The organism is Allostigmatella hybrida (assembly GCF_020103775.1).
GTDB classification, from domain to species: domain Bacteria; phylum Myxococcota; class Myxococcia; order Myxococcales; family Myxococcaceae; genus Hyalangium; species Hyalangium aurantiaca.
The window spans coordinates 1,173,488-1,193,069 of sequence record NZ_JAHXBH010000001.1; the positions used below are offsets into that span (position 1 = coordinate 1,173,488).

Annotated in this window: 18 protein-coding genes; 7 read left to right on the forward strand and 11 right to left on the reverse strand. The window is 69.7% G+C overall.

Going from position 1 to position 19,582, the window contains the following annotated elements:
- Positions 1-7 precede the first annotated feature (7 nt).
- Genes KY661_RS04715 through KY661_RS04725 form a run of 3 tightly spaced genes read right to left on the reverse strand, consistent with a single transcriptional unit; the run spans position 8 to position 2,246 of the window.
- On the reverse strand, positions 8-721 hold the full coding sequence (locus KY661_RS04715) for a hypothetical protein (protein WP_225409040.1): 714 nt from the start codon (positions 719-721) through the stop codon (positions 8-10).
- A 5-nt stretch (positions 722-726) separates the two neighbouring features.
- The gene (locus KY661_RS04720; RefSeq protein ID WP_225409041.1) at positions 727-1,392 is read right to left on the reverse strand and encodes a cobalamin B12-binding domain-containing protein; all 666 of its coding nucleotides are present in this window, start codon (positions 1,390-1,392) and stop codon (positions 727-729) included.
- Between the two features lie 47 nt (positions 1,393-1,439).
- On the reverse strand, positions 1,440-2,246 hold the full coding sequence (locus KY661_RS04725) for a GNAT family N-acetyltransferase (protein WP_225409042.1): 807 nt from the start codon (positions 2,244-2,246) through the stop codon (positions 1,440-1,442).
- Positions 2,247-2,315: 69 nt separating this feature from the next.
- On the opposite strand from KY661_RS04725, the gene KY661_RS04730 reads away from it, so the two are divergent.
- The 4 genes from KY661_RS04730 to KY661_RS04745 all read left to right on the forward strand — a co-directional run bounded on the left by KY661_RS04730 (position 2,316) and on the right by KY661_RS04745 (position 7,060).
- Entirely contained in the window at positions 2,316-2,774 is a 459-nt protein-coding gene (locus KY661_RS04730) for a hypothetical protein (protein ID WP_225409043.1), read from the forward strand.
- 145 nt (positions 2,775-2,919) lie between these two features.
- A complete protein-coding gene (gene gyrB / locus KY661_RS04735; protein WP_225409044.1) occupies positions 2,920-5,373 on the forward strand; it encodes a DNA topoisomerase (ATP-hydrolyzing) subunit B in 2,454 nt (817 codons plus the stop codon).
- A gap of 56 nt (positions 5,374-5,429) precedes the next feature.
- A complete protein-coding gene (locus KY661_RS04740; RefSeq protein ID WP_225409045.1) occupies positions 5,430-6,464 on the forward strand; it encodes an AAA family ATPase in 1,035 nt (344 codons plus the stop codon).
- Positions 6,461-7,060, forward strand: coding sequence for a hypothetical protein (locus tag KY661_RS04745; protein WP_225409046.1), 600 nt, complete (start codon positions 6,461-6,463; stop codon positions 7,058-7,060). Before KY661_RS04740 ends, KY661_RS04745 begins: the two co-directional genes overlap by 4 nt.
- Here the strand turns inward: KY661_RS04745 and KY661_RS04750 are convergent.
- From KY661_RS04750 to KY661_RS04765, 4 genes are read right to left on the reverse strand one after another with little or no spacing between them, the layout of a single operon-like run.
- Positions 7,044-7,610 carry a hypothetical protein gene (locus tag KY661_RS04750; protein WP_225409047.1) on the reverse strand — a complete coding sequence of 189 codons (567 nt, stop codon included), beginning with the start codon at positions 7,608-7,610 and terminating at the stop codon, positions 7,044-7,046. The genes KY661_RS04745 and KY661_RS04750 overlap by 17 nt on opposite strands.
- An 8-nt stretch (positions 7,611-7,618) precedes the next feature.
- The gene (gene fdhD, locus KY661_RS04755) at positions 7,619-8,458 is read right to left on the reverse strand and encodes a formate dehydrogenase accessory sulfurtransferase FdhD (RefSeq protein WP_317987214.1); all 840 of its coding nucleotides are present in this window, start codon (positions 8,456-8,458) and stop codon (positions 7,619-7,621) included.
- Between the two features lie 22 nt (positions 8,459-8,480).
- The gene (gene mobB, locus KY661_RS04760; protein WP_225409049.1) at positions 8,481-9,011 is read right to left on the reverse strand and encodes a molybdopterin-guanine dinucleotide biosynthesis protein B; all 531 of its coding nucleotides are present in this window, start codon (positions 9,009-9,011) and stop codon (positions 8,481-8,483) included.
- Positions 9,008-10,246: a molybdopterin molybdotransferase MoeA gene (locus KY661_RS04765; protein ID WP_225409050.1), complete on the reverse strand. Its 1,239-nt coding sequence runs from the start codon at positions 10,244-10,246 to the stop codon at positions 9,008-9,010. Before KY661_RS04765 ends, mobB begins: the two co-directional genes overlap by 4 nt.
- Positions 10,247-10,355: 109 nt before the next feature.
- On the opposite strand from KY661_RS04765, the gene mobA reads away from it, so the two are divergent.
- Positions 10,356-10,979 carry a molybdenum cofactor guanylyltransferase gene (gene mobA / locus KY661_RS04770; RefSeq protein WP_225409051.1) on the forward strand — a complete coding sequence of 208 codons (624 nt, stop codon included), beginning with the start codon at positions 10,356-10,358 and terminating at the stop codon, positions 10,977-10,979.
- Here mobA and KY661_RS04775 read toward each other — a convergent pair.
- On the reverse strand, positions 10,942-12,771 hold the full coding sequence (locus KY661_RS04775; protein ID WP_225409052.1) for a sensor histidine kinase: 1,830 nt from the start codon (positions 12,769-12,771) through the stop codon (positions 10,942-10,944). The two genes, mobA and KY661_RS04775, sit on opposite strands and share 38 nt — an antisense overlap.
- A gap of 6 nt (positions 12,772-12,777) precedes the next feature.
- A complete protein-coding gene (locus tag KY661_RS04780; RefSeq protein ID WP_225409053.1) occupies positions 12,778-13,146 on the reverse strand; it encodes a response regulator in 369 nt (122 codons plus the stop codon).
- 138 nt (positions 13,147-13,284) lie between these two features.
- Between KY661_RS04780 and KY661_RS04785 the strand changes: the two genes are divergently transcribed.
- Positions 13,285-14,904, forward strand: coding sequence for a sigma-54-dependent transcriptional regulator (locus tag KY661_RS04785; protein WP_398577134.1), 1,620 nt, complete (start codon positions 13,285-13,287; stop codon positions 14,902-14,904).
- 219 nt (positions 14,905-15,123) lie between these two features.
- Positions 15,124-15,255 carry a hypothetical protein gene (locus tag KY661_RS37170; protein ID WP_263436622.1) on the forward strand — a complete coding sequence of 44 codons (132 nt, stop codon included), beginning with the start codon at positions 15,124-15,126 and terminating at the stop codon, positions 15,253-15,255.
- Here the strand turns inward: KY661_RS37170 and KY661_RS37175 are convergent.
- Both KY661_RS37175 and KY661_RS04795 read right to left on the reverse strand, forming a co-directional pair.
- On the reverse strand, positions 15,252-18,857 hold the full coding sequence (locus KY661_RS37175) for a serine/threonine-protein kinase (protein ID WP_263436623.1): 3,606 nt from the start codon (positions 18,855-18,857) through the stop codon (positions 15,252-15,254). The two genes, KY661_RS37170 and KY661_RS37175, sit on opposite strands and share 4 nt — an antisense overlap.
- Positions 18,858-18,887: 30 nt before the next feature.
- Positions 18,888-19,532: a hypothetical protein gene (locus KY661_RS04795; RefSeq protein ID WP_225409055.1), complete on the reverse strand. Its 645-nt coding sequence runs from the start codon at positions 19,530-19,532 to the stop codon at positions 18,888-18,890.
- Positions 19,533-19,582: the final 50 nt, after the last annotated feature.

Here is a 19,582-nt window from a genome sequence, read left to right on the forward strand (position 1 = left end):
ACTTCTCCTAAAGGGCAGCGCGCGCCGAAGCGAGCACCGCCCGGACTGTTTCGACATCCGTGGGGGCCGTGGACACGAGGTGCTCCCGGAGGGCGGCGTCCAGTGCCTCAAGAAATCTCTGAAAAGGAAGACTGTCCAGCCCTCGTTGGGGCCAGAACTCCCGGTACCAGCTGGCATGTTGTGCAAAGAGTTCGGGCCGGTTCATGCCCAGGGCGTCCGCCAGGTAGGACAGCTGGAGCAGGCCCTCTTCCTCCACCTGGGAATGGAGGGGGGGCGGGACTTCCAGGGCGAGGGCCTGCAGCGTGCGCTGGGCCACCGCGGGGGTGGCCTCTTGGATCACCCGGGCGGGGCCCGAAGGATAGAGCAGCGCCGTGCGCGCGGCCTGGACGTAGGCATGGGCGGGCGAGTCCGGGCCGAAGCCCTCGGTGGCCAGCGCCGCCTGGAGCCCCGCGAAGTGTTGATCCAGGTGGCGGGTGCACATGCCACGGCCGGCGAGCAGCGGGCGCAGCCAGGCCGCGTAGCCCTCCATCACCGAGGGGCGGGTCTCCTGGAGCGCCTGCATGAGGTAGCGCACGTGGAAGAGCGCATCCTCGTTGCCAAAGCGCCGGGCCCGCTCCTCGCCGTAGCGCGCCCGCCAGAACGGATCCTGGTACATCCAGTCCACGGAGGCGCTGGCGAGACGCGCGGCCCGGGCGTCAATCTGACGGTGAAGTGCTTCCATGGGGCTCAAACTCCCAGCGTCTTGCAGGCCGAGGCGACCAGCTCGCGCGCGTCCTTTCCGAAGAAGGCGACGTCGAGCTCTTTCTCGAGGCCGGGCACCCAGCTGAAGGCCAGGCCCCCCACGGCGATGGGCAACTTGGGGACGGCCTCGCGCACCACGGCCACCGCGTCGCGAAGGGCCGGCAGGTGGTAGGTCATCGTCACGGAGAGGGCCAGCAGATCCGGCGTTTGCTCGCGCACCATGCGCACCAGGTGGTGGCTGGGAACATTGGCCCCGAGGAAGCGCACGTCAAAGCCGGCCATTTCCAAGAAGTCCGCGGCCATGCGCGCCCCCACCTCGTGCAACTCACCTTCCACGCACGATAGCATGATCACCTTGCCATTGAAGGGATCCCTCGGCAGGTGGCGGTAAAGGTGCGACAAGGCCAGCTGCGAGATGGCGGTGGCCAGGTGCTCCTGGGCCACGGAGATGTGGTTCTCCTGCCAGAGCCGGCCGATCTCGTACTGGGCGGGTTGGATGACCTTGAGGTGCAAGTCCTGCAGGGGAATGCCGCGCAAGAGCCCCTCATCGACGAGCAGGCGCAGCGCCTCGCGGCGATCTCCCGCAAGCTGGGCAGCCAGGTAGCGCTTCTGGAGCTGAACGAGAGGCTCGGTTTCCTCAGAAGGGCGCATGCCGGAGACTCTCCCCCATCTTACCAAGAAGGACTCCTGGCATTCTTTCATTCCTGGCCGGCGGCTGGGAGAGGGGTGTTCAGGCGGCGCACCCAGTTGGTCCAGCGGCCCACGGTCCGGAACCCCAGGCGCTGGTAGACGCCGTGGCCCAGCGCGGTGGACTGGAGCACGGCCGCGGCGCGCCCCCGGCCGCGGGCGTGGGTGAGCAGGCCGCGCATCACCTCGGAGGCGAGCCCCTGGCGGCGGGCCTCCGGGGCCGTGGCCACGAGGTAGATGCCCGCCGTGTCGGCCTCGTCCAGGGACAGGCCACAGGCGAGCACCCGGCCCTCGCGGCGCACGACGAGCGCATGCAGCGTGGCGGGGGGGTGGAGGTGCCACGGCTGGAGCCCCGCATCGGAGCCGAAGATGCCGGCGCTGAACGGGATGAGCTCCTCCAGCGTGCGGACGGGCTCCACCGGGAAGCGGGGCGGGGCGGAGGGCACCTGCGCGAAGGCCAGCCCCATGGCCTCGAACGCGTCCTCGCGGCGGTAACCCGCCTGGCGCAGGACGTGCTCGGCCTCGGGCTCCCCGGAGGGCACCTGCACCCGCCAGGCGGGGATGCCGTGGCCGCGGAAGAAGGCCTCGAGGGGGTGGAGCGCGGAGGCCAGCGCCCCCGTGTCCCAGAAGAAGACCTGTTGGAGGTAGAGCACCTGGGGCACGGTGGGGCGGACGGAGGCCCAGACCCCGGGCAGATTCAGGTTCCACGCCGGGGAGCCCGAGGCCTGCAGGCGCTTGAAGCCCAAAAGATTGGTGCGCAGCCGCGCGGCGAGTTCCACATCCGTCACGAAGGGGAAGGGTAGAGGCGCGCCGCTCACCGGAGAACAGCCTGGTGGTGGAAAGTCCCCGTCCGGTGGGACGGAGGGGGCTAGGTTGCAGGGCCACGCATGGATTCGCGCTTCTACGCCTTCAATCCCCGTCCCACCCGGCTGGCGCTCGGTCTGGGCGCTTGTGTGCTCGCGGTGCTCACCGCCTGGGCCCTGGCGGCCTCGCGCCAGGGCGCCGAGCCCTTCGCCGAGGCCCGTGCGGGCATCACCGCCGGGCTGATGCTCGTCTTCCTGTTCGCCTTCCATCGCCTGCGGCCCCGTCCGGAATGGGGCATTACCCTGGGACCGCTGGGCGTGAAGGTCGCCCGGCCGTTCAGCAACGCGCAGGCCCTGGAGCTAGGCTGGCCGCAGATCGGCTCCGTGCGCAGGCTTGGCCGGAAGGGGGACGTGCTGGGGCTCTTCTTCCGGGAGCAGGGGCGGGTGCTCGTGACGCGGCATTTGTTTGCCCGCCGGGCTATCTTCGAGGAGCTGGTCTCCGCGTTGGAAAAGCGTGTTCCAACGCCCCCTTACGATGCGTGAGGGGCGGGGAAAAGTGTGCTGCGGGTGAAGCGGGTTTTCTGAATCTTTCCGCTGCCTTGCACACGGTCGTTAACCTTGTCCGGGGGGGCCCGAAGTGATAGGCACACCCCCTGCTTTCTGGCAGCTTTTCGAAGGACAATCTCACATGGATAAGACCCCCTCTACCGGTGCCACTCCGGCCCCGTTGCCCGTGGAGTATGGGGCCGAGAGCATCACCAAGCTCGAGGGCCGCGAGGCTGTCCGCAAGCGCCCCGGCATGTACATCGGCGACACCATGACGTACGGGCTCCACAAGCTCGTCTACGAGGTGGTGGACAACGCGGTGGACGAGGCGCTGGCGGGTTACTGCACGGACATTGAAGTGGCCATTCACGTGGATGGCTCCCTGAGTGTCCAGGACAACGGCCGCGGCATTCCCGTGGGCCCGCACCCGGATCCGAAGTTCCACGACAAGGACACCGTGGACGTGGTGCTCACGGAGCTGCACGCGGGCAGCAAGTTCGGCAACGGCGCCTACAAAGTGTCTGGCGGTCTGCACGGCGTGGGCGTCACGTGCGTGAACTTCCTGTCCGAGTGGCTCCGGGTGCGCATCCAGCGCAACGGCAAGGTGTACGAGCAGTCGTACTCCCGGGGCATCGCCGACGGGAAGGTGAAGGAGGTCGGCACCACCGACAAGCGCGGCACCCAGGTGTGGTTCAAGCCGGACACCCAGGTGATGGAAGTGGTGGACTTCGACTTCGAGACGCTGAGCCAGCGCCTGCGCGAGCTGGCGTTCCTCAACGCCGGGCTGCACATCACCATCCGGGACGAGCGCACGAACAAGGAGCATGACTTCAAGTTCGAGGGCGGCATCAGCTCGTTCGTGGAGTACCTGAACAAGTCCAAGCAGGCCCTGCACGACAAGCCCATCTTCGTGCGCTCCGAGAAGGAGGGCGTGGCGCTGGAGCTGGCCATGCAGTGGAACGATGGCTACGACGAGCGCATCTACACCTTCGCCAACAACATCAACACGCACGAGGGTGGCAGCCACCTGTCCGGGTTCAAGGCGGCGCTGACGCGCACGCTCAACAGCTACGCGGAGAAGAGCGGGGTGTGGAAGGACCTGAAGGAGACGCCCACGGGCGAGGATGCGCGCGAGGGGCTCGCCGCCGTCATCTCCGTGAAGCTGTCCAACCCCCAGTTCGAGGGGCAGACCAAGACGAAGCTGGGCAACAGCGAAATCAAGGGCCTCGTCGAGCAGATGGTGAATGATCAGCTCGCCACCTACCTGGAGGAGAACCCCGTCAACGGCAAGAAGGTCGTCGCGAAGATTGGCGACGCGTGCCGGGCGCGCATCGCGGCCCGCAAGGCGCGAGAGACGGTGCGCCGCAAGGGCATCCTCGATGGCGGCGGCCTGCCGGGAAAGCTGGCCGACTGCCAGAGCCGGGATCCGAACGAGAGCGAGCTCTACATCGTCGAGGGTGACTCCGCAGGCGGCTCGGCCAAGCAGGGGCGCGACCGGCGCAACCAGGCCATCCTCCCGCTGCGCGGCAAGATTCTCAACGTGGAGAAGGCCCGCTTCGAGAAGATGCTGACGAGCGCGGAGATCATCACGCTCATCACGGCGCTGGGCACGGGCATTGGCGCGGAGGATTATGATCCGGGCAAGGCGCGCTACCACCGCATCATCCTGATGACGGACGCCGACGTGGACGGCAGCCACATCCGCACGCTCCTGTTGACGTTCTTCTTCCGTCAGATGCGCGAGCTGCTCGACCTGGGCTACCTCTACATCGCCCAGCCGCCGCTCTATAAGGTGACGCGCAACAAGAAGGACCTGTACGTCAAGGACGAGCGGGCCCTCAACGAGTACCTGCTGCGCATCGCGGCGGAGCACTCGCGGGTGGTGACGCCCAACGGAGAGCTGGGCGGCAGCGAGCTGAAGACGCTGCTGGAGAAGGTCATCACCTACGAGGAGCGGCTGGAGAAGCAGGCCAAGCGGCGCGACGGGCGGGTGGTGGACGCGCTGGTGCAGGCGGCACGTGTGAAGGCGGAGACGCTCGCGGACGAGAAGGGGCTGGAGGCGGAGGTGGAGCGGATGTACGCCGACTTCCGCAAGCGGATGCCGGACGTGCTGGGCCGCTTGAAGCACGAGCGCCGGGATGATCCGGAGCACCACACGAAGAAGCTGGTGTTCCACACGGACATGAACGGCAGCATGCGCGAGACGGTGCTGGACCACGCGTTCCTGTCGTCGCCGGAGTACCTGGAGCTGGTGGCGCTGCGCGAGGCCGTCTCCGGGATGGGCCGGCCGCCGTACACCGTGAAGGTGGCGGACGGCGAGGTGTTGGCGTTCTCGGTGCAGGAGGTGCTGGCCGTGGTGCGCAAGGACGCGCAGAAGGGGCTGGGCCTGCAGCGCTACAAGGGACTGGGCGAGATGAACCCGGAGCAGCTCTGGGACACGACCATGAACCCGGCCACGCGCACGCTCCTGCAGGTGCAGCTCAAGGACGCGGTGGAGTGCGACGGCATCTTCTCGCTGCTCATGGGCGAGGCGGTGGAGCCGCGGCGCGAGTTCATCGAGAGGAACGCGCTCGACGTGCAGAACCTGGACATCTGAGTCCGTAGGCCAGAGCCCCTCTCCTTTGAGGAGAGGGGCCAAGGGAGGGGTGAGGCTTGATTACGGAGATTGCGGTCAAGAACTTCAAGACCCTCCGGGACGTGACGATCCCGCTCGCGCCCGGCATCACGGTGATGGTGGGCGCCAACAACAGCGGCAAGTCCAACGCTCTGGCGGTGCTCAAGCTGCTGGCAGAGGTGAGCCGGCAAGGCACCGAGGCGGCAGTGCAGGCGCTGGGAGGATGGAAGTCAGTGCTCAGCCGGGAGGAGGATTCCCCTCTCGGCATCAATGCAAAAGTACGGTTCGCGGGGGTCACTCTGAGTCACAGTCTTTTCGAGGCAGGAGACGTCCGCTACAGCCTCGAAAACGCCACAGAGGTCGAAGACTATGATTGGGAGCGTCCGAGGCAAGAGCAGGAGGAGCAACTACTGAAGCAGCTGGGCTTCTTCCTGAAGGCAACCACAGTGCATGATTTGTCGGTTCCTTCCCTCCGGAAACCCGCCCTGGTGCATCGAGACGCCAGCATGGGCCCAGACGGTCTCGACACGGCTGCGGTTCTCGATAAGTGGTCCGGAGAGACGCCTTCTCTGAGAGATGAGATTGATAAAGTTGTCCGCAGCGCCGCTCGTGAGGTGAAGCGGGTCATTACCCGTCTTGGTCCGGAACCTGGAACCAAAGTATTGGGCGTCGAGGAGGCGGATGGGCGGGTTTACGGGGCTGAGGACATGTCAGATGGCCTTCTGCTCTTCATCGGGTTGGCGGTTGCTGCCCAACTGAAGGCGAGAACCCCCTGTATTCTTGCGATCGAAGAACCCGAGCGAGGGATTCATCCCCGGCGGCTTCGTGAGCTCCTGGACCACTTGTTACGTCTGACGCAATCCGGTGTTCAGGTCGTGCTGACGACGCACTCTCCCACGCTGCTCGACGAGTTCAGGGACTCACCGGAGAGTGTCCTGATCTTCGAGCGTGACGAGCAGGGAACGCACATCACTCGGCTGTCAGACCGTCCAGATTGGGAGAAGGAACTCAAGGGCGCGCCGCTGGGTGAACTCTGGTACTCGGGCGTACTGGGGGGCGTGCCAAGCCGATGAGGTTCGCCTTCTGCGTCGAGGATGACACCGACGAGGACGTGTTTCGCGTCCTGCTCTCCCGGGTGTTTCAGTCGGAAGTGGTGCCCAGCGAGACGCAGTACCGCTTCCCGCGTGGCGGATGGACCAGTGCACTTCGACTGGCTCCGATCATCGCCAAGGCCGCGCATCACGAGGGGCTCGACGGGGCACTCTTCGCCATCGACAACGATGGCGCAGGGCCTACGCATCTGGCCTCTCATGGGGAGGTCTTGAAGGGCTGCCGGTTCTGCGAACTGCGCGCTGCGGCCCGGATTCATGAGCCATTGTCCTGGCCGCGTCCTGAACTGCCTGCCTTGAAGTACCTGTTTGCCGTGCCCGTCCAGGCGCTTGAGACCTGGCTGCTCCTGGCCCGTGGGCATGACTTCAAAGGGAAGGGCGAGACCTTGGGGAGTGATCCCTCGGGCCGGGTCCAGCTCAAGCAGTTGCTCTACGGGGTCGAGCGTCCGGATCGCGCGACCATGCGGCAAGCGGCCCTTCCCCTTGCCGAATCGGTCAACGTGGAAGCCCTGGCGAGCCAGAGCCCCAGCTTCGCAGCGTTCCTCAGCCAGCTTCGATGAGCCGCGCCAGCGCTTCGTCCACGATGTGGCCCGCCTCCGCGAGTGGGTAGCCTCGCTCGATGTAGAGGTTGCGCACGTTCTGGTCGAATTCGCGCCGTAGCCGCTCCGCTGCCAGCCGCGCTGCAGGTGAGAGACCCGTTCTTGAGGCGGGCAGGGTGAGCCGGAGGGACTGTGGGCCCCCCAGCTCACGGGTGACGCTGGCCACTGCTTCTCTCGTGGCTTCCCGCCCCAGGAGCCGGGTCAATGCCTCGGTTTCTTGCTTCAGCCGCACCTGGCAGCGCTGCACTTCATCGTCTCGTGAGGCGAGCTGTTGATGCGTCTCCGCCAAGAGGTGCTCGATGGCTTCCTGCCCTGCGGGAACATCGAGCGTGCTCAAGGTCCCCATCCGGGCCAGGAGGAACCGATAGCGTGGAGGTTGTCCCCCCTCGGAGGGAACGAACGACACCTTCTGCACTCGGTGCCCAGCGGCCAGTTGAGATTTGAGGAGGCGGAAGAAGGCGTCTCCTTCCGCTTCGGCCTTCACCTGGTCGAGGTATTCGGTGAATCCCATCGCTCGGTTTACTCCACCCCCAGGCGGGCAGGGTGCGTGTAGATGTTGAAGCGTCCGTTTCTCACGAACGTGGCGAGTGTAATCCCGGAGCGCTCCGCCAGGTCCACCGCCAGTGAGCTCGCCGCGGACACGCTGGCCACGACCGGAATCTTCGCCATCGCCGCCTTCTGCACGATTTCGAAGCTCGCCCGCCCGCTCACCACCAGCACCCACGGTTGATGCTTGAGGCTGGGATGCACCAGGGGCGTGGGCGCCCGCGCGGAGCGCACCACGCCCTCCAGCACCAGGTCTCCCACCACTTTGTCCACCGCGTTGTGCCGCCCCACGTCCTCGGCCGCCGCCAGCAGCTCTCCCTTCGCGTCGAGCGCCGCCGCCGCGTGCATGCCGCCCGTGCGCGCGAAGTTGAGCTGAACCTCTTTCAGCCGGTCCGTGGCCCGGGCCACCACCTTGGGCGAGAGCGCCGCTCCCGGTGGCACCGGCATGCAGATCGCCATCAGGTCGTCCACGCTGCGCCTTCCGCAGACGCCACACGCCGACGTCGTCAGCGTTCCCCGCCGCGTGGCGCTCACCTTTTCGATGTCCAGCACCAGCCCCGGCGCGGGCGTCACCTCGATGATGTTGCCCCAGCCCTCTTTGCCAGGATGGCCGCAGTGCGCGAGCCCTCCCAGGTCGTCCGAGGAGCGGATGATGCCCTCGGAGAAGAGGAAGCCCGCCGCCAGCTCGCGGTCCTGTCCCGGTGTCCGCATCGTGATGGCCACCGTGTCCCCGCTCACGCGGATCTCCAGCGGCTCCTCCACCGCCACCGCGTCCAGCTCCGAGGGCGTTGCCTTCCCCGACGCGAACCGCATCACCTTCCGCTGGGTGACGCCTTTATTGTCGCTCAACTTGAGTCCTCTCCCGCGCCCATCGCGCGATGAACACCGCCAGCCCCTGCACATCCTCCAGGCCAAACCGTCTCGCCCCCGGGGGCGCTCCTTCCGGGAGCACCGGGGCATCCGTGACGATGGCCACCACCTCCGGCCGTCCGGCCGCCAGCAGGGGACTCTGCCCTTCGCGCCACACTTCCAGCTTGGGCAGGGGCCCGTTCTTCCAGCCCTCCACCAGTACCAGATCCACCGTGTCCCCGAAGCGCTCCAACAGGGGCAGCAAAGCGCTCGAAGGCGGCTCGCGCACCGTGAGCTGCACCCCCGCAGGGGTGGCGAAGGCCACGAAGGCCGCTTCCGCCCGCTCGAAGCGGGCCGTATCGCTGTTCTCCCGGTGCAGGGGGTGCGGATCCGAGGAGTGTTTCACCACCCCCACGCGCAAGCCCTGCGCCCGGAGTTCTGGCAGCAGCCGCTCCACCAGCGTGGTCTTCCCCATGCCCGAGCCGCCCATGATGCTCACCGCCGGGGGCGCCCTCATGGCTCGGCCGCCACGTACCGGGGCCGGTCGAACAGCTCCACCTCCACCGCGTCCCCCTCGGCGAAGTCCGCCTGTCCGGGCGGGAGCACGGCATAGCCCTCGGCCCCCACGTTCTGGAGAATCTGTCCCGCCCCCTGGGGCCGCAGCCGCGCCCAGGCGCCGTCCGGCCGGTGCTCCACCTGGGCGCTGATCAGGTAGGTGAGGCCCGCCTGCTTGTGGCGGCCTTCCGTGAGCCGGGCGCTCAGGCGCCGCCGCTCCTCGTGCACGCCCTGGAGCTTGAGCAGCACGGGCCGCCCGAGCTGATCCCACGCCACGGTGGCCGCCCCAGGATTGCCCGGCAGGACGATGACCACCGTGTCCCCGAGCTGCGCCACCGCCACCGGCTTGCCCGGCTTGAGCGCCACCCCGTCCACGAGGAAGCGCGCCCCCAGGGCCGCCAGGGTGCCCTTCACCCGGTCCTTGTCTCCCACGGAGGCCCCGCCCGTGGTGATGAGCACGCTGGCCTCGGAGGCCAGCCGCGTCACCGCCGCGCGCAATTCCGCGTCGTCGTCCCGGGCCCGCCCGGTGGAGCACACCTCAGCCCCGGCTTCGCACGCCAGGGCGGCCATGAGGAGCAGGTTGCTCTCGTACACCTGGTGCGGCTGCGCGGGTTGGCCGGGGGCAATGAGTTCATCCCCCGTGGCGAGCACGGCCACGCGCGGCGCGGGCCGGACGCGCGCTGTGGCCTCTCCCAGCGAGGCGAGCACCCCCAGCACCGCGGGCTCCACGCGCTGGCCCGCGGGAAACAGCGGCGTGCCCTCCTGGACTTCCTCCCCGGCGCGGCGGATGTCATGGCCCGGCGGCACGGTGATGAAGAGGGAGACCTGTCCGTTCTCCTCGGCCCGGGCGGCCTCCTGGCGGACGACGGCATCGGCCCCGGCGGGAAGGGGGGCTCCGGTGAAGATGCGCGCGGCCTCTCCTGGCTGGAGCGCGCGCGAGGGCAGGGCCCCGGCGTACACCGTGTCCACGATGCGCAGGCGCACGGGGTGGCCCCGGGTGGCGCCCTGGGTCTCCTGGGCCCGCACCGCCCAGCCATCCATCGCGGAGTTGTCGCACCCGGGCAACGAGCGCGAGGCGCTCACCGCGGCGGCCAGGAAGCGGCCGTGGGCGTGCAGCAGGGGCACCGCCTCGGCGGGCGCGGGGCGGAGGGCGTCGAGCACGGCCTGTCTCGCCGTGGCGAGGGAGATCAAGGGCATGAAGGGCCGGAGGCCCGCGCTTCCCACGCGTCCTCAGGCAGGCAATCCTATCCCAAAGGTGGGGTGGCCTGCTGGACAGACAGGACCCCACCGGGAGGAGCGTGGAGCCATGGGCCCCTATCCGGATGTTACCTGGGCGGTGATCGCAGGCGGCCAGGCCCGGCGGCTGTCGGGCGTGCCCAAGGGGCTCCTCGTGTTCGAGGGCCGCCCGGTGCTGGAGCGGCTGCTCGCGCTGTCCCCGCTGTTCGCGGAGACGCTGCTGGTGGCCAACCACCCGGAGCCCTATGCCCGCTTCGGGCTGCGCACGGTGGCGGATGCAGTGCCGGGCAAGGGCGCGCCCGGAGGGGTTCACGCGGCGCTCGGCGCGGCCCGCACGGAGTGGGTGATGGCGGTGGCTTGCGACATGCCCTTCGTGGCCCCGGCCGCCGTTCACGTGCTGATGGAGGCGCGTGGCCCCGAGGTGGACGCGGTGGCCTTCACGGTGGAGGGGCGGGTGGAGCCGCTGCTGGCGGTCTACCGGGCAGCGCTCGCCGCCCCTTGGGGCGAGCGCCTCGCGCAGGACAACCCTTCGCTGCGCGGCCTGCTCGCCGGGTGCCGCGCCCGGCTCCTGCCCGAGGAGGCCCTGCGCGCCGTGGATCCGCACCTGCGCTCGCGGGTGAGCGTGAACACCCCCGAGGACCTGGCGCGCTTCGGCCTCACGTGGCCGGGAGCGCCCGAGGCAGGGACACGATGAAGCGCGTGCCCTCCTCCCGCGTCGAGCGCACCTCCAACTGACCCCCGTGGGCCAGGGCGATCTGCCGGGCGATGAAGAGCCCCAGCCCCAGCCCGGAGGGCTTCGAGTCCTCCGCCTTCACGCCCCGGCGGAAGGGCTCGAAGAGGACGGGGAGGATCTCCGCGGGGATGGGCTCGCCGTGGTTGTGTACCTCCAGCCGCACCTGGTGGCCCTCGTCGTGCAGGCTGACCGTCACCGGCGTGTCCTCCGGGCTGTAGTCGAGCGCGTTCTTCGCCAGGTTCCCCACGAGCTGCGCCAGCCGGTCCCCGTCCCACTCGCCCTGGAACTGGCCGTCGCCCTTGAGCCGCACCTCGCGATCGGGCCGGGCCACCCGCAGCTCGTCCAGCACGTGGCGGCACAGCGGGCGCAAGTCCCCGGGCCTCCGGGTGATGGGGATGCCCCCGCCCAGCCTCCCCCGGGTGAAGTCCAGCAGCTCGCCGATCATCCGTCCCATCCGCTCGGTGCTGTGGACGATGCGGCCGGCCGTCTTCTGCGCCCGCGCGGACAGGCCCTCCTCGCGCACCAGCGCCCCGGCCGACAGGGAGATGGCGTTGAGCGGGTTGCGCAGGTCATGGCTGACGATGCCCAGGAAGCGCTCGCGGAACTCCGCCGCCCGCCGCAGCTCGCTCTCGCGCTGCTGGTGCTCCGTCAGGTCCGTGGCCACCACCACCGCGCTGACGATGCGCTCGCCCATGCGCACGGGCGCCGCCGCGATGCGTATCCACAAGTCCTTGCCCGTGCGCGCGTGGCACAGCACCAGCTCACGCGTGAAGGCCTCGCCCGCGAGGGCGCGCGTGAAGGGCTCGTCCGCGGGGAGGAGGGCTTCGCCGGTGTCCGGCGCCCGGCACGTCAGGCGCCGTCCCAGCTCCTGGGGCGCCACCCCCTCCAGGTCCTCGCCCAGCAGCTCGCGCGCCCGGGCGTTGGCGTGCTTGATGCGCCGCGTGTCCCCCACGTACACCGCGTCCGGAATGCTCTGGAGAATGGCCTCCAGCTTCGCCGCGTTGCGCGCCACCGCGTCCGCCGACCGCTTGCGCTCGGTGAGGTCCACCACCACCGAGCCCATCAGGAAGGTGCGTCCCTGGGCATCCTTCACCGGGTAGCAGCTCACCAGCCAGAAGCCCTGCTTGCCGCCCAGGCCCGGCGTCGTGCCCGACATTTCGAGGTCGAGGACGGGCTCCCCCGTCTCCAGCACCTGCTGGTAGAGCGGTTCGAGCTCGGACGCCATCTGCGGAACCACCTCGCGCAGGGTGCGCCCGACGGTCTCCTCCACGGGCACGCCGTTGATGGCGGCGATGGTGTGGTTGAGGTGCACGTAGCGCAGCTCCGGGTCCATGAAGCACAGCCCCACCGGCGCGGTGGCCAGCATCGTGTCCAGCAGCACCTGGGATTCGACCTGGACCCGCCGCTCCGTGGCGGCCTTCGCTTCCGTCTGGGTCTGCTCCAGCGTTTGGTCCAGGAAGCGGTGGAGCCTCCGCAGCGTCGGAAAGTCCGCCGTCCCTCCGGTCTCCTCCCACAGGTCGAGACTGCACTCCCGGACGAGGCTCAGTCCGGCCCGCAACGGACCCGCGTCCACGTCCGCCAGGTCCGGGAGGGCTTCTCCCCCGGGGGCTTCCGCGGGGGACTCCAGCGCGGTCTGCAACCGGTCCAGCAGTGCCGGGAGTGCCTCGAGCAGGCGCGCGGGCGGGGCCTTGCTCGCGATGCGCTGCAGCAGGTCCTCTCTGCGGGTGGAGAGCAGCTGGGCCAGTCCGTCCATGGTTCTTCATCCACCACAGTGCGCGGCGACCGTGGCGAACAGTTCTCCGATTTCGAACGGCTTCTTGAGGATGCCCTGCGCCCCGGGGAGGGGCTGCCGTCCACTGGCGGTCACGATGATGACGGGCAGGGCGTGGAAGGTGGGGTGCTTGCGCAGGTGGCGCAGGAAGTCCTCCCCGCTCATCACCGGCATCATGAGGTCCAGGAGGACGAGGCACGGGGGCGGCATCTGCTCGATGACCTCCAGGCCCTCCTGGCCGTTGGACGCCACCGAGATCTCGAACCCTTCGTTCTCGAGAAGCTCGGCCATGGCAGCCCGGATGTCCTCATCGTCCTCGACAATCAGGATGCTGCCTCGCGAAGTGGGAACGCTCACGCCCTGATTCTAGACAGCCCGCGCCGTGGGGGGATTTGGATTACACGGGCTCTGTCGGATTCCGACAACGCGAGGGAGGAAGGGACGCCACCCGCCGCCCTCCGGTACACTGGCGGTGACAGGATGGGCGGTCACGGTATGGATGGCTTCTCGCACGAAGGCAACATGGCCGACGTCTCCACCCTGGGAGCGGCGGGCCGGGAGCGGGTTCAGGAGCCGCGGTCCCGCCTCGTTCCCGCGCTGACCGTCGTCGCGCACGCCCTGCCCCACCGGGTGGGCGAGCGGCTGCTGCTGCACCCGCTCCTGCTCGGCCGGGAGGTGGCCGTGTCGCGTAACCTCCCGGACTTCCAGCGTCCCGGGGCGCCGCTGGGCCTGCCCCTGGCGGACCCGTTCCTCAGCCGCAAGCCGCTGGTGTTCTCGCCGGCCCCCGGGGAGGGCGTACGGCTGGACCCCGGCGAGGGCAGCAAGGTGATGCTGGGCGGGGAGCTGCTGCAGGGCCCGTGGGCGTTCACCCGGGAGGAGGTGGCCGAGGGCGTTGTCCTGGAGCTGGCCGGACGCGTGGTGCTGGTGCTGCACCTGGCGGACGTGCAGGCCGAGACGGCCGGCCCGCTGGGCATGGTGGGCGGGGGCGTGGGCATCCAGCGCGTGCGCCGCCACATCGAGCAGGTGGCGGACCTCCATGTGCCCGTGCTGGTGCGGGGCGAGACGGGCTCCGGCAAGGAGCTCATCGCGCGCGCCATCCACCAGCGCAGCAAGCGGCGGGACCAGGCCTTCGTCAGCGTGAACCTGGGGGCCATTCCCAAGGAGCTGGCGGCGGCCGAGCTGTTCGGGGCCCACAAGGGCGCCTACACGGGCGCCACCCGGGACCGCGAGGGGTTCTTCCGCGCGGCGCACGGCGGCACGCTCTTCCTGGACGAGGTGGGCGAGGCGCCCCCCGAGGTGCAGGTGATGCTGCTCCGGGTGCTGGAGACCGGCGACATCTACCCGGTGGGCGGCCACACGCCGGTGGCCACCGACGTGCGGCTCATCGCCGCGACGGACGCGCAGCTGGAGGAGCGCATCCAGGATGGGCGCTTCAAGGCGCCGCTGCTGCACCGGCTGTCGGGGTATGACCTCCGGGTGCCCCCGCTGCGCGAGCGCCGCGAGGACATCGGGCTCTTGTTCCACCACTTCGCCCGCGAGGTGCTGGAGGAGCTGGGCGAGGCGTGGCGGCTCACGCCGGAGGATGCGTCGGCGGAGCCGTGGCTGCCGGCGCCGCTGGCCGCCCGGCTGGTGCGCTACGCGTGGCCCGGCAACATCCGGCAGCTGCGCAACCTCTCGCGGCAGCTCATCATCGGCAGCCGGGGGCAGCCGCGCTTGAGGCTGGACCCCCGGCTGGAGCAGGAGCTGGAGGCGGCGCAGGCCCCCCGGCCGGGCCGGCCCGCGGTGGCCTCCGTCTCCGCGCCCGAGCCGAAGGCGGCCCCGCGGCGCAAGGCCTCGGAAGTCACCGGGCCGGAGCTGCTGGCCGCCCTGCGCGCATGCGCGTGGGACCTGAAGGCCACGGCCGACCGGCTGGGGATTCCCCGCTCCTCCATCTACGACTTGATTGACCGGAGCCCGAACCTGCGCACCGCGGGGGACCTCAGCGTGGAGGAGCTCACCCGCTGCTACCAGGAGTGTGGTGGGGACCTGGAGGCCATGGCCCAGCGGCTCGAGGTGTCCAAGCGCGCCCTGGGCCGCCGCATCAAGGAGCTGGGGCTGGTGCCCGAAAACACGTGAAACATGAAACCAGGGGAAAAAGGCTGCCATTGACGTGTCGGCGGGGGCGGTCCGACGTGTCGAGCGCGGGGGGCCCCCCCTTGTTCAGCACCGGATAGGACGGTCATGCTGCAAATGGCTGCTGACCTTGTGGGTTCCCCGCCTGGCATCGCCGTTGCTGATGCGCCAGGGCGGATGGCCCATGAGGGATCCACCCGGCAGACACTTGGAGACATGCACATGGCCAACGAGAAAGAGACCCCGGCGTCCCCCACCCCCACCCCGACGACCACGACCGGCAAGGGCGGGGGCTTCACCACGAGCGCGGGGCCGGGAGGCAAGACCGGGGATGTTCCGGTGGTCCCGAACTAGTCCTTCCCGCCTGGTGCCAGGTTGGGGTTCTTTTTCAGCGCCAGGGAGAGGTCATCCTGGCTCTGGGCCAGCCACGCTTGCTGCGCGGTGGCGTTGGTTTTCTCCGCGGCCGCCTGTACGCGCCGGAACTGGGCGCGTAGCAGCAGGGCACGGGGCCACCCGGGGCATGAGGAGAGCGCCTCTTCCACCAGGCTGAGGCCTCGTTCCAGGGGAACCGTTGGCGCACGTCCTGCCCGCGCTTCGAACGTGGCCCAGCCGTACAGCACCGCGGCGAAAGCCAGGCGCGCGTCGGAGGTGTCTTTCGACAGCGCCAGGGCCTTCTCGAAGGCGCGCGTGGCTTCGGCGAAGTCCGGTGGGGTTCCTGGGCCCCGTTGCGACCGCCAGCGGGCTTGAATGCCGTGGAGTTGGCCCAGGTTGAGCCAGGCGCTGGCGTGCTGTGGATTCAGGGCCAGGGCCTCGCGCAAGGTCTTCGCGGAGCGCTGAAGGAGGAGGTCCGGAGCCTTGCCTCGTTTGAGCTCCGCGTCCGCCAGCCAGGCCAAGCTCTCGCCCAGTCCCGCCTGAGCGTCTGCGTCGTCCGGGGACAGCTGGACGGCGTGCTCGAACGCGCCCACCGCGGAGCGAAGGCTGGCGCTGGTGTCTTGCCCCAGGTCGCGCTGGAAGGCGGCGCGCAGCAGGAAGGCCGAGCCACGGTTGATGTGGCCGTAAACCTGGCGGGGGGCCAACCGGATGGCATCGCTGTACGCGGCCTGCGCTTCATCGAGGAGCGCGAAGGCATTGCCGCCTTGTTCCCAGCGCTGGTTCGCTTGGGTGAACAGGCTGAAGCCCAAGCCGTTGTAGAGGTTGGGGGTCTGGGAGTTGATGGCGAGCCCCTTGCGGAACAACTCCCGGGCGGTGTCCAAGTAACGCGAGCCTTCCGCCTCGCAGCGATGCATCGCGCCCCACAGGTTGTGGATGTTGCCTCCATAGAAGTAGGGCACCCAATGTTGGGGATTAAGGTCCATGGCCCGCTGGAGCGCCTCCCAGGCTTGCTGGAGCCGCCGCTCGCGCAGCGCCTTCGTTGAGGGGGCCGTTATCGCCCCATCCGCATGCCGGTAGCAGGCCATGCCGAGGTTGATCCATGCGCCTACGGAGAGGGGAGAGAGGCGCGAGGCCCCTTCAAAGGAGTCGATGGCGTTCTGCCAATGGCCCTGGGAGTCCGCTCCGGTGTCATCGTCATGGCCTGCCCAGGCGAAGAAAATGAGGCCGAGCGCGTTGTAGAACTCGACATCCCGTTTCTCCGGCGGAATCCGTTCCAGGGCATGCTGCGCGGCACGGAGCTGTTCACGGGGATCCATGCCCTTCTCTTTGAGGAAACGCGCCGAGAAGTAGAGCAGGAGCCCCTCCTCCTCGTGGGCGTCCCAGGAGGTAGGTTGTTGGTGGATCACCTCGCGGGCTGCCGTCAGCGCTCCCTCCAGGGTCTCCTGTGCTCCCTCGCCGCGGATGATCCGGGCCTCTGCGAACCGGCGGTAGAAGCGCGCTTTCTGGAGCAAGGAGACGGGGGCATTGGGGAGTGCCTGAAGCGCACGCGTCACGCTGTCCATGCCGCGCTGGAAGGGCGGCTGCACATCCCCCTGGCCATACAGCGCCATCAGCATGGCGGTGTACTCGAGCTTGGCCACGGCCTGGTGCACCGCGGGCACGCTGCGGGCGACGTCCGCCGCCGCCGCGTAGGCGCCCCGGCCGTCTTCCAGGTCCTTCTTGGCCTCCTCGCCCTTGCCCTGGTTCCAGTGCTGGGCGGCCCGGGCCTGGAGGATGTCGCCGCGCAGCAGGGGCGCCTCGTAGAACCACGGCAGGCGGTTGCCCATCGCGTCCAGCCGCGCCAGGGCATCGTCGAACCGCCCCTCATAGAAGGAGAGCAGCGCCGCCACGTACTCCGTGGAGGGCACGTCCGCGCCCTCGCTCTGGCGCAGGTACGCCAGGGCCGGGTCGCGGTACTGCTGCTCCACCTCGCGCCTCCGGGCCTCGCGCACGGCGGGGTCTCTGAGCCGCTCGGCCTCCAGCAGCCCGTCCTGGTACAGGTGCCCCATCACCAGGGCGAGCGCGTACGCGACGCGCGGCTCCCGGTAGCCGTTCTTCCACGCGGCCTCCAGGTGCTGGCGCGCGGTGGCCTCCTCCCCGAGCGCCAGCGCCCCACGGCCCAGGGCGTAGCGGCCCGGCGCGGCGGCGAGCCCTCCGGCCCGGGCCACCTCCGCCTCCAGCACGCCGATGTGCCGGCGCAGCTCCTCGCGGTCCGCGCGCGTGTCGTGCAGCGGGGACAGGCCGGAGTAGCGCGCCAGCGCCTCGATGTGCTCCACCTGCTCGGTGAAGCGGCGCGCCAGGTACTCGCGCCGGGAGGCCTGGCGCTGGGTGTAGAACGCCCAGCCCAGCGCCAGCGCCACCGCCAGGAGCGCCACGGCGGACACGCTCACCGCCACCCGGTGCTTGAGCGCCTTCTTGCGCAGCCGGTACCCCAGCCCCGTGGGGCGCGCGAGCACCGGCTCGCCGGCCAGGAAGCGCTCCAGGTCCTCCTCCAGCGCCCGGGCCGAGTCGTAGCGGGCCGAGCGGTCCTTCTCCAGGCACTTGAGGACGATGGCCTCCAAGTCCCGGGGCACGTCTGGGTCCAACGCGCGCGGCGGGCTGGGCTCCACCAGGGGGATGTTGGTGAGCACCTCCAGGCCGTTGGTGCCTGGAATCGCATGCTGGCCGGTGAGCAGGAAGTAGAGCGTGGCGCCCAGGCTGTACACGTCCGCGCGCCGGTCCAGCCCGGCCACCTCCCCGCGCGCCTGCTCGGGGGACATGAAGTGCGGGGTGCCCAGCACCGCGCCCGTGGCGGTGTTGCCCGTCTCGCTCCACTCGCGCGCCAGGCCAAAGTCCATCACGAAGGGCTTGAGCCGCCCATCCTCCATGCGCTCCACGAGGATGTTGGAGGGCTTCAGGTCCCGGTGGATGAGGCCCGCGCGGTGTGCGGCGTGCACCCCCTCGGCCGCGTCCCGGAGCACCATGACCTTCTGCTCCACGGTGAGCTCGGGGGCGAGCTGGCCCAGCGGCTGCCCGGCCACGTACTGCATGGCGATGAAGGGGCGCCCCTCCACCTCGCCCACCTCGAACACCTGGCAGATGCGCTCGTGGTCCACCCGGGCCTGGGCCCGGGCCTCGGACAGCAGGCGCTGGACGAGCTCCACGTCATCGCCCCGGACGAACTTGAGGGCCACGTTGCGGCGCAGCCGCGGATCATACGCGAGGAACACCTGGCCCATGCCGCCCTGGCCCAGGAAGCGCACCCCCTGGTAGCGCTCCCAGTGGGGCACGGGGAAGGGCGGGTCCACCTTGTGGCGGTCCTGCAGGGTGAGCGCGGTGCTCAGCGTGTCCGGCTCCCGGGGCCGGGCGCGCGTCACCGTGGGCTCCTGTTCCAGGCCCCGCAGCGAGGCGAGCGAGTGCTCCGAGAGCACGCCCCGCTCCCGGAGCACGAGCAGGGGGCTGAGCCGCCGGTGACGGGACTCTTCGCGCAGGGCGTCGGCCTCGGCGCGGGTGATGAGCCCCTCGGTCAAGGCAATGCGCAGTTCCGCCTCGTGCTCTTCGTGCATCAGGACCCGATCTCCCTGGCTTCCGGGCGATTATGCCCCCTGGGCATAGCCCGAGCGGGCCACCTGCGCCCACTCTTCCAGACGCGAGGAGTCCTCCTCGGTCCACTCGCCGAGGAACACCTGGATGGTGCCCCCGTCCAGCGCCTCCAGGGAGGCTTCGATGCGGGCCCCGGGCTCCACGCTGAACCCCGGGGCGTGAACGCCCTCGAAGCGCTGCACGGAGAGCGAGGTGACGCGCGAGTCCGGGAACTCCGCCAGGCACGCGTCGAGCAGCTCCTGGGGCGGGCGGTAGGGCGGCGGGGCCCCCACGTGGACCTGCCAGGGGGCCATGTGCCGCCGCCGGGTGGTGTCCCTCACCCAGCGCGAGACGGCGCGGCGGTGCGCGGCGCCCACGTTGCCCACGGACTCCGGGCGCCGCATGCCGTCCTGCCCCCGCACGTGCAGCGTGTAATGGGGCTGCTCCTCGCCCCACCACAGGCTCATCTCGAACCGGTCCCCGGCGCCGAGCCCCTCGGGCTGGAAGAGCGCCTCCAGGTGCAGCAGGAACTCCTCCAGCGACAGGCCCACCCGGTGCTCGCGCAGGGCATGCCAGTCCGTGCGCGCGAAGAACAACACCCGGGCACGGTAGGCGTGGGGATCCGTGCGCAGCAATTGTCTCCAGACGTCGGCAATCATGGGCGGTCCCAGCCTATATCGTCCCGGCGGGGTGCTGGCGCACCGGGAAA

Excerpts from the sequence above, each read along its gene's own strand:
- KY661_RS04720 (WP_225409041.1), bottom strand. The coding sequence starts at position 1,392 with ATGCGCCCTTCTGAGGAAACCGAGCCTCTCGTTCAGCTCCAGAAGCGC.
- KY661_RS04785 (WP_398577134.1), top strand. The coding sequence starts at position 13,285 with ATGGATGGCTTCTCGCACGAAGGCAACATGGCCGACGTCTCCACCCTG.
- KY661_RS37170 (WP_263436622.1), top strand. The coding sequence starts at position 15,124 with ATGGCCAACGAGAAAGAGACCCCGGCGTCCCCCACCCCCACCCCGACG.
- KY661_RS04795 (WP_225409055.1), bottom strand. The coding sequence starts at position 19,532 with ATGATTGCCGACGTCTGGAGACAATTGCTGCGCACGGATCCCCACGCC.
- KY661_RS04730 (WP_225409043.1), top strand. The coding sequence starts at position 2,316 with ATGGATTCGCGCTTCTACGCCTTCAATCCCCGTCCCACCCGGCTGGCG.
- KY661_RS04775 (WP_225409052.1), bottom strand. The coding sequence starts at position 12,771 with ATGGACGGACTGGCCCAGCTGCTCTCCACCCGCAGAGAGGACCTGCTG.
- fdhD (WP_317987214.1), bottom strand. The coding sequence starts at position 8,458 with ATGCGGTTCGCGTCGGGGAAGGCAACGCCCTCGGAGCTGGACGCGGTG.
- KY661_RS04750 (WP_225409047.1), bottom strand. The coding sequence starts at position 7,610 with ATGGGATTCACCGAATACCTCGACCAGGTGAAGGCCGAAGCGGAAGGA.
- KY661_RS04745 (WP_225409046.1), top strand. The coding sequence starts at position 6,461 with ATGAGGTTCGCCTTCTGCGTCGAGGATGACACCGACGAGGACGTGTTT.
- KY661_RS37175 (WP_263436623.1), bottom strand. The coding sequence starts at position 18,857 with ATGCACGAAGAGCACGAGGCGGAACTGCGCATTGCCTTGACCGAGGGG.
- gyrB (WP_225409044.1), top strand. The coding sequence starts at position 2,920 with ATGGATAAGACCCCCTCTACCGGTGCCACTCCGGCCCCGTTGCCCGTG.
- mobA (WP_225409051.1), top strand. The coding sequence starts at position 10,356 with ATGGGCCCCTATCCGGATGTTACCTGGGCGGTGATCGCAGGCGGCCAG.
- KY661_RS04765 (WP_225409050.1), bottom strand. The coding sequence starts at position 10,246 with ATGCCCTTGATCTCCCTCGCCACGGCGAGACAGGCCGTGCTCGACGCC.
- KY661_RS04715 (WP_225409040.1), bottom strand. The coding sequence starts at position 721 with ATGGAAGCACTTCACCGTCAGATTGACGCCCGGGCCGCGCGTCTCGCC.
- mobB (WP_225409049.1), bottom strand. The coding sequence starts at position 9,011 with ATGAGGGCGCCCCCGGCGGTGAGCATCATGGGCGGCTCGGGCATGGGG.